This is a genomic window from Spongiibacter nanhainus, from assembly GCF_016132545.1.
Classification (GTDB): domain Bacteria; phylum Pseudomonadota; class Gammaproteobacteria; order Pseudomonadales; family Spongiibacteraceae; genus Spongiibacter; species Spongiibacter nanhainus.
In genome coordinates, this window is sequence record NZ_CP066167.1 from 689,602 (window position 1) to 704,224 (window position 14,623).

Consider the following 14,623-nt stretch of genomic DNA (forward strand, 5'->3'; position numbering starts at 1 on the left):
AGGCCTAGCCTTCCTCATCGGTGGCGAGACCGACGCCGAGTCCGCCTTCATTGTTAAAAGCATGGCGAATTGCGGGCAACATGCGATCCACAGCATCCCGACCTTCGGCAACCGCTTCGCTGGCATTGCCGAAATCTAGCAAACCAATATGGCCGAGGCGGGGCCACAGCATGATATCGGCGGGTTCGCCGGCGAGCCGCGAGCGGGTAATCCGGTCCTGCATGATATTTATCGCTCCCATCATCATCGACAGGGTGCCTGGGGGCTCGGGCTTTTTCTCCACCGGCTCGTTGCTGCGCAGGTTGCTGGCGGCCTCCCACACCGAGCTGGCAAAGCGATTCCAGGCGGCGGCGAACTGATTCTCGTCTTCGGCATGATCGCCCTCGAAAACAGGCTTCGCTCCCTGTAACTCCTGCTCCGCGTCCACCACCGGATCCTTTGCGGGTGGCTTTGGCGGCTCGGTCTTGTCATCGCTAATCCCGGCGTTGCGAACCTCCCGGCGGCGGCTGACAAGATCGCTGTTGAGGTCGACGCCGATAATAATATCGGCGCCCAATGCCCGGCATACCGAGACTGGAACCGGGTTAACCAAGCCGCCGTCCACCAGCCAGGTGTCGCGCAATGCGACCGGAGTCAGGATGCCGGGAATGGCCATCGATGCCCGCACCGCCTGCCACAGCGGCCCCTGCTGAAGCCACACTTCTCTACCCCGGTAGAGGTCGGTAGCTACGGCGGCAAATGGCTTGGGTAAGTCCTCGATATTGGGGTTGCCATACTCGCGGATAAAGAAGTCCATCAAGCGGGTGGCGTGAGCCATGCCGCCGGCGGCGGTAAGGCTAACACTCATATAATGAAAGACCTGGGTACTACTGAGTGACTGTATCCAATCGGAGAAGTGATCCAGTTTGTCGGTGAGGTAGCAGCCGGCGATCACTGCGCCAATGGAGGTGCCGCAGATAATATCGGGGCGTATTCCCAACTCCTGCAAACGCTGGATGACGCCTATATGTGCCATGCCCCGTGCAGACCCGCTGCCCAGGGCCAGTGCGATACGTTTCTGATAATGGGGTGACGAGTCCAAGGTTGCTACTCTCTAACTATTAACCGGGTGTAAATGCCTTTACCATGAGGGGGTACAGACGTTCTCTAGGCGACAACAGTGACGCAGTATACGGTAAGTATTGAACAGGTGCTTGGCCAGGACGACAGCGAAATAGTCGGAGTCCTGGGTGCGCCCGTGCACCGAGCCATCGTTGCGCCTTTTCAGGCACTGCGGGACGATGCCGACAAGGCCGGTTTTGATTTGCGTATTGTCAGTGGTTACCGCAGCTTCGATCGCCAGCTGGCGATTTGGAACGCCAAGGCCTGTGGTGAGCGCGCGCTGTTGGATAGTGATGGCAAACCTGTGGATTTCGCGGCTCTGAACAATGAGCAACTGGCGGCCTCGATCTTGCGGTGGTCGGCTCTGCCGGGGGCGTCCCGCCATCACTGGGGAACCGATATCGATATCTACGATGCCGCAGCGGTTGCAGACGACTACCAAGTCCAACTGACGCCCCAGGAGGTGGCCGACGACGGCGTGTTTGGGCCTTTCCATCACTGGTTGGATGAGCACTTTGCCACTGGCGCCGGGTACGGTTTCTTTCGGCCCTATTGCCAGGACCGCGGTGGCATTGCGCCCGAGCGCTGGCACCTGAGCTATGCGCCGCTGGCAGCTCGCTTTGAGGCGCTACTGACACCCAAGGTGCTGGCCAAGGCGCTGGATAGCTCTGGCTTGCAGTTAAAGCAGACTGTGCTGGCGCAAATCGACGACATATTTCAACGCTACGTGGCGGTGCCGGTGGATTTGTACCCCTCGGCCTACGCCAACCGACTGGCGGAGAGTGACTTACCATGACTTTGAGCACTGATCAGCTTTGGTCGGCGATGGCAGAAGAGGCCCGTACCTTTGGTGGTAACGAACCGGTACTGGCCAGTTTCTACCACGCCAATATACTCAATCACGATAATTTTGCAGCGGCGCTGAGCTTTCATATTGCCGCCAAACTGGGTTGCGACTCGGTGCCCGCCATGCTGATCCGGGATGTCTTCCACCAGGCCTTTGAGCGCGACCCCGGGATAGTAGAAGCTGCAGTGGCGGATATCTGTGCACATTACGACCGCGACCCGGCCTGTGACCACTACGGTATGCCCTTTCTTTACTTTAAAGGCTTTCAAGCAATTCAGGCTTACCGTATTGCCCATTGGTTGTGGGGAGAGGGCCGTCAAGCCATGGCACTGTTCCTGCAAAACCGGATTGCCACGGTATTCGATGTTGATATTCATCCCGCGGCCACGGTGGGCTCTGGGGTGATGGTGGATCACGCGACCGGCTTGGTCATTGGCGAGACCGCGGTGGTGGGCAACAACGTGTCGATGTTGCACTCCGTCACCTTGGGGGGCTGCGGCAGCGGCTCGGGGCCTCGCCACCCGACCATTGGCGACGGCGTGCTGATCGCAACTGGCGCCAAAATCCTCGGCAATATCCTGGTTGGCGAGGGCGCCAAAATTGCGGCTGGCAGTGTAGTGCTTGAGAGCGTTCCTCCGCATTCCACCGTGGCCGGCGTACCGGCTAAAGTGGTAGGGCGGCCCTCGGAAGCCGTGCCGGCACTGGATATGGATCAGCACATTAACGGCAGTGATTAGCCGTACTAAAGTTGGACTGTATGGGCTTTGGTATTAATACCAAAAGGGCTGGGCAGCTTGACAGTTTCGTCAGATAGAGTAAGTTAAACAGCTCAAAATATAGGCAGTTTTAGGGGTGTGCTACCCATGAGTGTTAAATTGCTCGACAACAAAGCGTTTTACGGTTTCCGCGTGCGCCGCACTGTAGCGGGAGAGCTGTACCAAGAGTATTTCTCGCTGAAGAAAGACGGCAAACGCCTGGAAGGCCGTCAAAAGAAAGCCGTTGAAAAAGAAGCCATCGCCCGGGATGCAGAGCTGGAAGCCGAGCAGAAGCAGTATCTTGAAGAAACAAAAGAAGATCGATGCTTCAAACCCGACGGCACCGTCCGCGGCATTAGCTACCTGTTAAAAACCGAGAAAAGCGGCAACCTGACGCCTATCTTCCAGGTTGGTGTGGCATCAAAAGTTGAGAAAAAGACGGTGTGCACCAGCTTCTCCCTCAACGCCCACGGCAGTGAAGACGCTTGGAACCGCGCGGTGGATGCCTACGCCAAACACAAGTCCATCCACAAAAATTCCAAGCTGTATCAGCGTTTGCTGAAGGCAATGCCGAAAGTGTCCTAAGCAAATTTTTGCGGCATAATTCAACACAAAGCGGGTCTTTTGGACCCGCTTTTTCGTTTTGGGCTTGGGCTTTCCATTGAGCCCGTTAAGGACAGTCAACAATGCTTGATAGCAATACCACAATGCTTGTTATGGGCACGGGGCGGGGCGGCACCACTATTATTACTGCGGCCTTGGGCGCGCACCCTGATATCGCAATGCTGGATGAAGAATATACCGGTGCGGTATTTCATGTGACGGGCGGCAAGATTCGTGGCAACAAGCTTTGTGTTCCCCATCAGTTGGAGTGGACCAAGCATTGGCGGTGGTGGCACCGGCTTTACGGCTTGACTGGATATCAGCGCAAGCGCAAATGGTACAACCTGCACCCACGCAGTGAATTATCGATCAGCGACTATATTGAACGGGCACCGCTGCAGCCGATTTGCATACTCCGCGAGCCCAATGCCGTGATTAACTCGGTGCAAAAACGCGCCAGGCGCAGCGCCGATATCGCAATTTTTCGCTGGTGTCGGTATATGGAGATTGTTCAGCAGTGCCTGGATGAGCACGACAGGCACGACAACCTGCTTGCGCCAGCAATCCTGTCCTTTGAAGGTTTAGTGCAACAACCCGAAGCTGTCCTGCGGGCCCTCTGCCAACAGATCGGTCTGCCATTTCACCCGGTGATGTTGGAAGCACCGCAACGCAATGCCCGCTACAGCCAATCCGGCTTCGACGCCAAGCGGACCTCCCAGGGGGATCAGCCTTGCTACCTTTCGCAGATTCCTGCAGCCTCGCTGCAGCTCTACGAGCGTTTGCTACAAAAAGACCTTGTCCATTCTGTGCTTGCCTCGCCAGCTGGCGATTAAGACGAGGCCAAGTAACTCAAGCCGCGCCGGCGCAGTGGCTTGATGGCCAGCAAAATCAGGCCCAGCAGCGCAGAGGCCGCTAGCCACTCCGGCAGCAAGCTGTGCTGGTGGCCGCCTGAGGCGCGAATTGTCCATCCAAAGGTATCGATCAACGCGTCCAGGCTGAGGCCGGCTGCGATACTGACTGCGGCAACAGAGGCCAGGTAGGCGGTCACAGCCCGCCGTCCCAGTTCACGGTATACCAAACCCACTGCGGCGATATTGCTGGCAGGCCCCGCCATCATAAAGACCAGCACGGTTCCCGGCGACACGCCCGCCAGCAGCAATCCCGCGGCGATGGGGGTGGAGGCGCTGGCGCAGATATACATGGGTATCCCTATCAGGATCATGATCACCATGGCCAGGGGACCCTGCCCCCACTGGGCCAGCCATTGTTCCGGGACAAAGGTCTGCACCACAGCGGCAAACACCAAGCCCACCGTTAGCCATGGCAGCATGTCCTCGTAGAGTCGCCCAAAAGTGAAATGGAGCCCTTCCCGAAGAGTGGGGCGGCGACTGTCGTTCTCGGCGGATGTTTTGCTCGCGCAGCAGCGCTTTGTTGCCTCGGTTGCCGGCTGCCGGGGGGCGTCTGCCCAACCGGTTAGCAACCCAGCGACGATGGCGTTAATGATCGCGACCACAGGCCGCGTCACCGCCATCACTGGCCCCAGTAATCCGTAGCTGAGGGCGATGGAGTCGACACCGGTCTCGGGTGTGGCTACAAGAAATGACACCGTCGAGCCCTTGGAGGCGCCGGCGCGGCGCAGGCTCAATGCCACCGGCAGAACACCGCAGGAGCAGAGGGGCATCGGTGCACCGAACAGGGCGGCCTTGATCACTGAGCCCGGCCCGGGTTTGCCGAGCTGCCTTTCCAGAAAATGGCTGGGCAACCAGGCCCGCATCACTGCCGCCAATAGTAAGCCCAATGCCAATAAAGGAGCGGCGTCCAGGCTCAGTCGGTAAAGGTTGTAGAGTAGTTCAGCCATGCTTCCGCTTCCTTGTGCCTTCGTTAGGTGTTTCCAGGGCCTGCAAAATGGTGCAGTGGTTGGCGGGTACGTCGCCGCCGCAGCAGGCGTCGACCACTTTACGGAGCGCGTCTCGCACAGCGATTAGCTCGCTAATTTTATGGTCCACTACGTCCAGTTTGTGCTCGGCTATGGCTTTGACGTCTGCACAGGCTTTGGCGGCGGGCTCCACCCGGATACTCAATAAATCGCGGATTTCCCCCAGGCTGAAGCCCATCGCTTTGGCGCGAAAGATAAAATGCAACTGCTGGCGAGCGGCTTCGTTGTAGTAGCGATAGCCATTGCTACTGCGGCCAGTGGCCTGGAGCAGGCCTTCCCGCTCGTAGTAGCGCAGTGCTTCCACGCTGCAGTCCAGTTCGTTGGCCAGTTCACCAATTCTGTATTGAGGCATGCTGAATGTCCCCGTATCGGTATCGTGCTTACAGCATAAAGCCTAAAGTCGGCTACAGGGTCAAGGGTGTGGCGGGGGAGACGGTGTACATGGAAAGCGATGTACACCCTACGGGTATCGGGTGCCCGAGGGGTGGGTAGGGCGGACAGCGCTGTATCTGTCCGCCTCTGGGAGCTGGCTCAGCCTTTGTAAGCTGCTGCAGCCTTTTCTACTTCTGCCAGGGCTTCTTTGCTGCCGGCCCAGCCGTCAACTTTAACCCACTTGCCTTTTTCCAGGTCTTTGTAGTTCTCAAAGAAGTGCTCAATCTGCTGGATCAGCAGTTCGGGCAGGTCTGAAGGCTCCTTCACGTCTTTGTAGAGCACAGTCAGTTTGTCGTGGGGTACGGCCAGCAGTTTGGCGTCTTGCCCAGCTTCGTCGCTCATGTTGAGGATGCCAATAGGGCGAGCGCGGATCACTGAGCCGGGTACTACGGGGTAGGGGGTGACTACCAGTACATCCAGCGGGTCGCCATCTTCGGACAAGGTGTTGGGAATGTAACCGTAGTTGGCGGGGTAGAACATTGGCGTGGCCATGAAGCGATCCACCATCAGCGCGTCGTAGTCCTTTTCGATTTCGTACTTGATGGGGCTGCTGTTGGCGGGGATTTCGATGGCAACGAAAATATCGTGGGGCAGCTCTTTGCCTGCCGGAATGTTGTTGTAGCTCATTGGGTGGTTTCCGTGGTCTTGAGTGGATTGAGAAGGTACATAAATGACAAAACGGGCGAATTATAAACGCTCTGCGTAGGGGAAGCCAAAAACCCTGACATTCCGTGCCACCGGCACAAAAAAAGCCGGAGGCGCAGTGCGCGTTCCGGCTAAGGTCGTAGAGGGAGACTAATCCTAACGGTGATGCAATTTAGAAATCTTGTTATTCGATATGGACCTGCACCCGGTCCTCCTGAGTGCGCACCGCATAGCGGGGCACGGAGACGGTTTCATCCTCTAGGCACTGGCCGGTCTCGAGGGTGAAATGCTGCTTGTAAATGGGGGAGGCCACTACCAGCTGCTCGTCCAGATTGCCAACAATGCCGCGGGACAGAACGTTGGCGTTACTGAAAGGGTCGTGGTTGTCCAAGGCAAACAGTTGTTCGCCAATTTTGAATACCGCTACTTGCTTGTCGTCTACCAGAGCTGCGATGCCGGCGTTGGGCAACAGGTCGTCGACCCGGCAGATATCTACCCATGTCATGCTGTGTTTCTCCAATTGGCGACCGCCGTTGCCGGCGGCCGTGAGGCAATGTGTTACTTCGTCGGACTCCCTGCGGGGGTCAGGCGACGGCGATAAGATCCTCGGCCTTGGCCTTCTCTTCTTCAGTGGCGGGGCGAATCTGGCCGCGCTCTTGAACAAATACGATGTTGTTGTCGCCTTTGTCGGCGTTCACAAAGCTGCGGAAGCGCTTGACCTTGTCCTCGTTCTCAACGGTTGTCTTCCACTCGCACTGGTAGCTTTCAATGACGTGCTGCATTTCCGCTTCCAGCTCGGCGGCAATACCCAGCGAATCGTCGATGATGACTTTGCGCAGGTAGTCCAGACCACCTTCGAGGTTTTCCATCCAGACTGATGTGCGTTGCAGGCGGTCTGCGGTGCGCACATAGAACATTAAGAAGCGGTCGATATATTTGAGCAGAGTGTCGGTGTCGATATCCGAAGCAAACAGATCGGCATGGCGGGGTTTCATGCCGCCGTTACCGCAAACGTAGAGGTTCCAGCCCTTCTCGGTGGCGATAACACCCACATCTTTGCTCTGAGCCTCGGCGCACTCGCGGGTGCAGCCGGAGACGGCCATCTTCAGCTTGTGGGGGCTGCGCAGGCCTTTGTAACGGTTTTCCAGATCAATGGCCTGGCCGACACTGTCCTGTACACCGTAACGGCACCAGGTAGAGCCTACGCAGGATTTTACTGTGCGCAGCGCCTTGCCGTAGGCGTGGCCGGATTCAAAGCCGGCGTCGATCAGCTCTTGCCAGATTAGCGGCAGCTGGTCGACAGTTGCGCCGAACATATCCACCCGCTGGCCCCCGGTAATTTTGGTGTAGAGGTTGTATTTCTTGGCAATAGTGCCCACGGCGATCAGGCCATCGGGGGTGACTTCGCCGCCCGCCATGCGGGGCACCACAGAGAAGGTGCCATCCTTTTGCATATTGGCAAGGAAGCGGTCGTTGGTATCCTGCAGGCCGGCGTGCTGGGACTCCAGAATGTAGTCATTCCAGCAAGAGGCTAGGATGGAGGCGGCGGTGGGTTTGCAGATATCACAACCATAACCGCTTCCGTGCTTTTCCAGCAGCTCATCAAAGGACTTGATCTCACCGACACGGACCAGGTGGTAGATTTCCTGGCGGGTGTAGGGAAAGTGCTCGCAGATATCGGTATTGACCTCTACCCCAAGCTTGGTGAGCTCGGCGTTCATAACCTGACCCACCAGCGCCGTACAACCACCACAGGTGGTGGCCGCTTTGGTACAGGTTTTCAGGTCGCCGACAGTGTGGGCGCCTTCCTGAACCGCCGCGCAGATGTCGCCTTTGCTGACGTTGTTACAGCTACAAATCTGCGCGGTGTCCGGGAGTGCGTCCACCCCGAGGCCAACACTGGCACTGCCATCCAGTTGAGGGAGGATCATGGCCTCGGGGTGTTCGGGTAATTCAATGCTGTTCAGTGCGAATTGCAACAGGTTGCCGTAATCGTCGGCGTCGCCGACCAGGACTGCGCCCAGTAAGTATTCGCCGCTTTCGCTGACCACAATCTTCTTGTACACCTCGGCCTGTTCGTCGATAAAGGTGTAGCTTTTAGCGCCGGGGGTGTTGGCGTGGGCATCGCCAATAGAGGCGACATCAACCCCCATCAGTTTCAGCTTGGTGCTCATGTCGGCACCGGTGAAGGCCTTGCCCTCAATGCTGCCCAGTACGTGGTCGGCTGCGGCCCGCGCCATATCCCAGCCGGGAGCGATCAGGCCAAAGATGCGGCCGCCCCACAGGGCGCACTCGCCAATGGCGTAGATGCTGGGGTCCGAAGTCTGGCAGTTGTCGTTAATGACGATACCGCCGCGCTCGCCGATTTCCAGCTCGCTTTGGCGGGCCAGGGCATCTTGGGGGCGTATACCGGCGGAAAAGACGATTAGGTCTGTTTCCAGTACCTCGCCGTCGGCAAACTCCATTTTATGATTGCAGCTCTCACCGTCGCCGATATTTTGGGTGTTCTTCTGAGTGTGTACTTTTACGCCCAGGTCCTCTATTTTTCGACGCAACAGCGCTCCGCCGCCATCATCAACCTGCACCGCCATCAGGCGTGGGGCGAATTCGACGACGTTGGTTTCCAGTCCCAGGTCTTTAATGGCCTTGGCGGCCTCCAGGCCCAGCAGACCGCCGCCGATGACGGTGCCCACTTTGGCGTTTTTTGCGGCGGCAGTGATTGCCTCCAAATCCTCTATAGTGCGGTAGACAAAGCAGTTGTCACGGTCGTGACCGGGCACGGGGGGCACAAAAGGAAAGGAGCCGGTGGACAATACCAGCACATCGTAAGGGTATTCTTCGCCTTTATCGGTACTAACAACCTTGTTTGTGCGGTCAATGGCAGTGGCTTTTTCGCCGCTTTTTACCGCGATGTTGTTGGTGTCGTAAAAACCGTCTGCCACCATATTGAGTGACTCCGCCTGTCGGGTCTCAAACCAGGCAGTTAGGTGCACACGGTCGTAAGCGGGGCGGGGCTCTTCGCCAATAACGGTAATGGCGAAGCGGTCTCCGCCCTGGTTTTCAATCAGGCTCTCCAGAAACTGGTGACCGACTGGGCCGTTGCCAACCACGAGTAGGCGTTGTTTCTCGGGCATTGTCTCTTCCTCTACTACTATACTGGGTCGTCTGCCGGCCTCATTCTGTATTGCCTGGGCTGGCTCGACGACAGGGTTTCGTCGTCCTTGGATCGCGTTGTGTCATTGCGGGCAAAAAGGTCTCCCCCGCACTTGTAGCCTGAGGGAAAGCAAGGGTTGTGCCACGGTTTGAGAATATACTTAACTCATTGTTTTATATGGTTTATTTATTGTTTGTGCCCGATAGGGGTGCGTTTTGGGCGCGCTAGATAGGAGCGGCGCTGTTTTTAAATGGGGCATTACGGGTTTATTTGGTGCGCTGCGCCCCTGTTTTGGTCGCCGGATGTTTTTTGCTAGTGTTCAATCTTGGTGCATTTTGGGTGTTTTAGAATTAATAAATTTATAAAAAACAAAGGGTTATAGTTTTTGTTCTGGTTTCTATGAGGCCTGGCATAGGCTTTGCTCCAAGGCCGTCATCCCGTGAGAGTGCTTGGTCCACTCTCTAAAGTGACTCGCTATTTGGAGCTGATATGTCGTCTTCGACCGTGAATGTGCTCGATATTAAGGAGCCGAAAATCCGACTGCTGCACCTCAGTTGGTTTGCCTTTTTTCTTACCTTTGTTGTGTGGTTTAACCACGCGCCGATGTTGGCCTCTATAAAGGAGGCTTTTGATCTCAGTACTCAGCAAGTTAAAGCGCTGATGATACTCAATGTGGCCTTGACCATTCCGGCCAGGGTGGTTGTCGGCATGTTGGTGGATCGTTTTGGTCCGCGGATTATCTTTAGCTGCTTGCTGGTGACTGGCGGCGCAATCTGTTGCTTTTTTGCGTTTGCCAATAGTTACGAGATGATTGCACTGCTGCGCTTCCTGATGGGCTTTATCGGCGCAGGCTTTGTGATTGGCATCCGTTTGGTGGGGGAGTGGTTTCCCGCCCGACAGGTCGGTTTGGCTGAGGGTGTCTATGGCGGCTGGGGTAACTTTGGTTCAGCGGCGGCGGCGATGAGCCTCCCTACCTTGGCGCTTATTTATGGTGGTGACGATGGCTGGCGCTATGCGATAGCCACTACCGGTGTCATAGCTGCCTGCTACGGTGTGTTCTTTTATTGGCGCGCCCGCAATACGCCAAAAGGTTCTACCTACTTCAAGCCCAAGCGCTCCGGTGGTCTGGTGGTAACCAGTAAGGGTGACTTGTACTTTTATATTGCCATGTGCATCCCTATGTATCTGGCTTTGGCGGTGCTCACCTGGAAGTTGTCGCCAGCAAATTTGGGCTTGCTCACCGACTTGGCGGCCATGGCTATCTATGTGGTGCTTGCGGTGTTGTTTGTTTTTCAGGTCAGCCAGATCCTGCGGGTAAACAGCGATGTGCTAAAGGGCGTGCCTGTGCCCGAGGTGCAACGCTATGAATTTAAGCAGGTGGCGATATTGAATGTGTCCTACCTGGTGACCTTCGGCTCGGAGTTGGCGGTTGTCTCCATGTTGCCGCTATTCTTTATGGATACTTTTGACCTTTCTGCAGTAACGGCAGGGATGTTGGCGTCGGGCTTTGCCTTTATGAACCTGGTGGCGCGTCCCACTGGCGGCTTTTTCTCCGATAAGTTTGGCCGGCGCAAGTCGCTGTCAATTTTGGTGGCAGGGTTGGCCGTGGGTTACTTGTTGCTGAGCCAAATTACCTCAGAGTGGCCAATATGGTTGGCGGTCGTGGCCACAATGTGTTGTTCGTTCTTTGTGCAAGCCGGAGAGGGTGCGGTATTTGCCATCGTACCCTTGGTGAAGCGGAGTATGACCGGACAGATTGCCGGCATGACTGGTGCCTACGGTAATGTGGGAGCGGTGAGTTTCCTGACGGCGCTAAGCTTTGTCAGTGACTCGGGCTTCTTTATGATTATTGCGGCCTGTGCCGGGGTTGTCTTTATTGCTGTGCAGTTTATGACTGAACCCCGGGGACATATTGCTGAATACAATGATGATGGCAGCGTTGCCCTTATTGAGGTCAGTTGAGGAGACCCTGTAATCTCGTTATATGAAGCATCTTGAAGCCGGTATGCGTTTGTCCGTCGCTCAGCACAGCGCTGCTGGGCGAAAGGACATCAATGAGGACAGTCTTGGGGTTCGGGTGCCGGATGGCTTGGCGCTGACCACTAAAGGTGCGGTCGCTGTTATTGCCGATGGGGTGTCTGCTGCTGAGGCGGGCAAAGAGGCCGCAGAAAGCTGTGTTACCGGCTTCCTGAACGACTACTTTTCCACCCCGGATATGTGGTCGGTCAAACGTTCCGCCCAGCAGGTGCTTAATGCCCTGAACCGCTGGCTTTTTGCACAGGGCCAGGGCTTTGCCCAGGCGGAGAAGGGTTACGTCTCGACGCTGAGCGCTATTGTGCTCAAATCCCGTACCGCGCATATTTTTCACGTTGGCGATAGCCGTATCTACAGGCTGCGCAGTGGCGTGCTGGAGCCCTTGACCCGTGACCACGCCCGGCGAATAAATCGCCACCAAACCTATCTGACCCGGGCTATGGGCTTGGACGCCAGCCTGGATGTCGACTATCGCACTGTGGAAATCGAGCAGGGTGACCTGTTTCTGCTGACGACTGATGGTGTTCACGATGTTCTGGGGTCCGCAGAGATGGCGGAGCTAATCCCGGCAGAGGGAGGCCCCCTGGATGTCGCCTGCGAATCGCTGATTGCTTCCGCGCTGTCTGCCGGGAGTACAGATAACCTCAGTTGCCAGCTTGTGCGGGTGGATAACTTGCCTGTCCCGGAGGCGGATGATGTCTACCGCAAGTTGGCTGAATTGCCTTTTCCTCCGCCTCTGGAGAAAGGTGCCGTGGTTGACGGCTTGCTGGTTGAGGCAGAGATTCATGCCAGTGCCCGCAGTCAGGTATATCGCGTCTATGACCCTGAGCGTCAACGACGCTATGTGATGAAAACCCCTTCACCTAACTACGTTGACGATCCCGCTTATATCGAGCGCTTTGTTCTGGAGGGGTGGATTGGTAGTCGGATAGACAACAAACACGTGGTCGCGGTCGTGCCAACACCGCATCGGCCCAGCTATTTATACTATCTGACAGAGTGGGTAGAGGGCGTGACGCTCAGCCAATGGATGAAACAGTATCCAGCGCCTGCCTTGGCCGATGCCCTGGCACTGATCACAGGGGTGGCGGAGGGTATTCAGGCGATGCATCGCAAGGGTACGCTTCACCAGGACATTAAGCCGGACAATATTCTTGTTCGCGAAGACGGCGTGCCGGTGATTATCGATTTTGGTTCCTGCTATGTGGCAAGCCTGGCGGAGATCGCCGCACCTATCGAGCGGGATCTCGTGTTGGGGACCGCCCAATATTCGGCACCAGAGCATGCACTTGGTCGCACAGCGGGGGCCGCAGCAGACCAGTTTTCCTTGGCCGTGATTGTGTTTGAGTGGCTGGCTGGCAAGCAGCCTTACGCCGGAAAGCTGGAGGGGAGCCAATCACTGGCGGCCTACTCGCGCCTTAAATACATTTCTCTATGTAGTTATAACCCCCATGTGCCCCTATGGATTGATGGCGCTATAAAAAAGGCGCTGAGCATAAACCCGGCGTCGCGCTATGGGGATATTGCGGAGTTTCTCCACGATTTAAAACACCCTAACCCGCGGTTTTCTACGGTTCACTATCAGCCATTTATTGAGAAAAACCCCCTGCTGTTTTGGCAAGTGTTATCAGCGGTACTGTTTTTGCTTCTAATTTATAGCCATACAAATTGAGACGTAGTTCTCAGTTTGTTCGAAAATGGCGCACTCGTTTTTCCCACCTTTTTATCCCCTTGTTTTATTTCGGTGCTTATTTTGCGTTCTTGTGATGCGCATGCAAAAAAGTGCGTGACCTCTTTGCGAGCAAAAATAGAGTTTTTATTGGTGCGCCCTGCTGTTTGTGCACTGGTGTTACGCAAAAAGGCGATTTAACCACTATTTTCGTTACCTTTGGTATCAGGTGGCATGGCGGTTGCAAAAAGTCCTGTGCAGCTCGGCGATGGAAACTGGCACAACGGAGTGAGAGTTAGGGCGGCTGTGGCGCTTTCGTCTCACTCCGACAGACAAGTTCGGCGGGCATGTAAAGAAAAGCAATGAATACACTTTCTTAGGTGCTTTGGAGTAGCGGAGATGGTTAAGATGAATAGAAGCGGAATCGCTCGTGGTTTATGTGTATCCCTCGTCAGTCTTGTACTGAGTGGGAATGTGGCAGCCGAGTTGTTTAATACCGGTAAGGTATTGGCTACCGGCGGCGTAAGTATGATTGATGGTGCAGGCGGTGGTGGTATTACGCCGTGGGCCACTATTACCGGTTACGCAACAAGAGATGGTGTAAACGGTAACGTGCACTACACCTACGCCCCCCTGGCTAACTATACCCTTCACTCTGTGGGTGTGGCTGCAGGCTTGTGGGACAGGGTTGAGTTGTCCTATGCCAAGAGCTCGCTGACAACGGCTGCAACCTTTGACACGCTGGGTTTGGTCTTAGATACCGTGAGTGGTGTGCTAGGCGACTCTCTGGAAACAGGTATCGCGCCTTTTAATACCACTATTGATATGGATGTAATCGGCGCCAAGGTCAGGGTGTTTGGTGAGGCAATATACGACTCGGACAACCTGATTCCCCAGGTCGCCATCGGTGCGTTCTACAAGAAAAACAAAAACGACAAGTTGTTGCACACCTTGAAGGCAGCTGAAACTGACGGCTGGGAATACTATATTTCAGCGACAAAAATCTTCTTCCCTATCAATACCTTGATTAACTTTACGGCGCGGTATACCGCGGCAAACCAGACGGGTCTAGTCGGTTTTGGGGGCCCTGATGGAACGGAAGAAGAAATTCGCCCGGAGGTCTCGATAGCCTATCTGCTTAATAAGCGGACAGCGATCGGTGCGGAGTGGGCAGCTCATGGCGATAACCTGAACGGTGAAAGCGTCAACCTGGGTGGTTTGAGTGTCACCGAGCTTCAGCCGATCCTGGAAACAGCGGGCTTGGGTAACTTGTCGGGCACATTGACCCAAAACGAAAGCGACTGGTTTGATGCTTTTGTCGCCTACTTCCCCAGTAAGAACCTTTCGATGACCTTCGCTTATGCCTGGTTGGGTGATATCACCATTACCCCTGATCAGCATGGCTTTTACCTATCATTGCAGGCTTCTTTCTAAGCAAAGACTGACG

The 14,623-nt window shown here is 55.8% G+C and carries 13 protein-coding genes; 7 read left to right on the top strand and 6 right to left on the bottom strand.

From position 1 onward, the window contains the following. Positions 1–4 precede the first annotated feature (4 nt). Positions 5–1,081 carry a patatin-like phospholipase family protein gene (locus I6N98_RS03080; protein ID WP_420496978.1) on the bottom strand — a complete coding sequence of 359 codons (1,077 nt, stop codon included), beginning with the start codon at positions 1,079–1,081 and terminating at the stop codon, positions 5–7. A 78-nt stretch (positions 1,082–1,159) separates the two neighbouring features. Here I6N98_RS03080 and I6N98_RS03085 point away from each other — a divergent pair, with 78 nt between their 5' ends. From I6N98_RS03085 to I6N98_RS03100, 4 genes are all read left to right on the top strand, one after another. Then, entirely contained in the window at positions 1,160–1,897 is a 738-nt protein-coding gene (locus I6N98_RS03085) for a M15 family metallopeptidase (protein ID WP_198570351.1), read from the top strand. Further along, positions 1,894–2,685, top strand: a complete 792-nt coding sequence (cysE, locus tag I6N98_RS18680; RefSeq protein WP_198570352.1) for a serine O-acetyltransferase — start codon at positions 1,894–1,896, stop codon at positions 2,683–2,685. The genes I6N98_RS03085 and cysE overlap by 4 nt, the downstream gene beginning before the upstream one ends. Positions 2,686–2,811: 126 nt before the next feature. After that, positions 2,812–3,288: a hypothetical protein gene (locus I6N98_RS03095; protein ID WP_198570353.1), complete on the top strand. Its 477-nt coding sequence runs from the start codon at positions 2,812–2,814 to the stop codon at positions 3,286–3,288. Between the two features lie 101 nt (positions 3,289–3,389). After that, the gene (locus I6N98_RS03100) at positions 3,390–4,139 is read left to right on the top strand and encodes a sulfotransferase family protein (protein ID WP_198570354.1); all 750 of its coding nucleotides are present in this window, start codon (positions 3,390–3,392) and stop codon (positions 4,137–4,139) included. Here I6N98_RS03100 and I6N98_RS03105 read toward each other — a convergent pair. The 5 genes from I6N98_RS03105 to nirB all read right to left on the bottom strand — a co-directional run bounded on the left by I6N98_RS03105 (position 4,136) and on the right by nirB (position 9,453). Continuing rightward, on the bottom strand, positions 4,136–5,164 hold the full coding sequence (locus I6N98_RS03105) for an SO_0444 family Cu/Zn efflux transporter (RefSeq protein WP_198570355.1): 1,029 nt from the start codon (positions 5,162–5,164) through the stop codon (positions 4,136–4,138). The two genes, I6N98_RS03100 and I6N98_RS03105, sit on opposite strands and share 4 nt — an antisense overlap. Next, a complete protein-coding gene (gene zntR / locus I6N98_RS03110; RefSeq protein ID WP_198570356.1) occupies positions 5,157–5,594 on the bottom strand; it encodes a Zn(2+)-responsive transcriptional regulator in 438 nt (145 codons plus the stop codon). The genes I6N98_RS03105 and zntR overlap by 8 nt, the downstream gene beginning before the upstream one ends. Positions 5,595–5,773: 179 nt before the next feature. Then, on the bottom strand, positions 5,774–6,301 hold the full coding sequence (ppa, locus tag I6N98_RS03115; RefSeq protein ID WP_198570357.1) for an inorganic diphosphatase: 528 nt from the start codon (positions 6,299–6,301) through the stop codon (positions 5,774–5,776). 202 nt (positions 6,302–6,503) lie between these two features. Then, positions 6,504–6,824 (bottom strand): nitrite reductase small subunit NirD, encoded by a 321-nt coding sequence (gene nirD / locus I6N98_RS03120; RefSeq protein ID WP_198570358.1) that lies wholly within the window; start codon positions 6,822–6,824, stop codon positions 6,504–6,506. Positions 6,825–6,903: 79 nt separating this feature from the next. Continuing rightward, the gene (nirB, locus tag I6N98_RS03125; protein ID WP_198570359.1) at positions 6,904–9,453 is read right to left on the bottom strand and encodes a nitrite reductase large subunit NirB; all 2,550 of its coding nucleotides are present in this window, start codon (positions 9,451–9,453) and stop codon (positions 6,904–6,906) included. A gap of 509 nt (positions 9,454–9,962) precedes the next feature. Here nirB and I6N98_RS03130 point away from each other — a divergent pair. From I6N98_RS03130 to I6N98_RS03140, 3 genes are all read left to right on the top strand, one after another. Further along, the gene (locus I6N98_RS03130; protein ID WP_198570360.1) at positions 9,963–11,435 is read left to right on the top strand and encodes a NarK family nitrate/nitrite MFS transporter; all 1,473 of its coding nucleotides are present in this window, start codon (positions 9,963–9,965) and stop codon (positions 11,433–11,435) included. Between the two features lie 22 nt (positions 11,436–11,457). Beyond that, the gene (locus I6N98_RS03135; protein WP_198570361.1) at positions 11,458–13,179 is read left to right on the top strand and encodes a bifunctional protein-serine/threonine kinase/phosphatase; all 1,722 of its coding nucleotides are present in this window, start codon (positions 11,458–11,460) and stop codon (positions 13,177–13,179) included. A gap of 396 nt (positions 13,180–13,575) precedes the next feature. Continuing rightward, on the top strand, positions 13,576–14,610 hold the full coding sequence (locus I6N98_RS03140) for a DUF3034 family protein (RefSeq protein WP_198570362.1): 1,035 nt from the start codon (positions 13,576–13,578) through the stop codon (positions 14,608–14,610). The last annotated feature ends 13 nt before the right edge of the window (positions 14,611–14,623 follow it).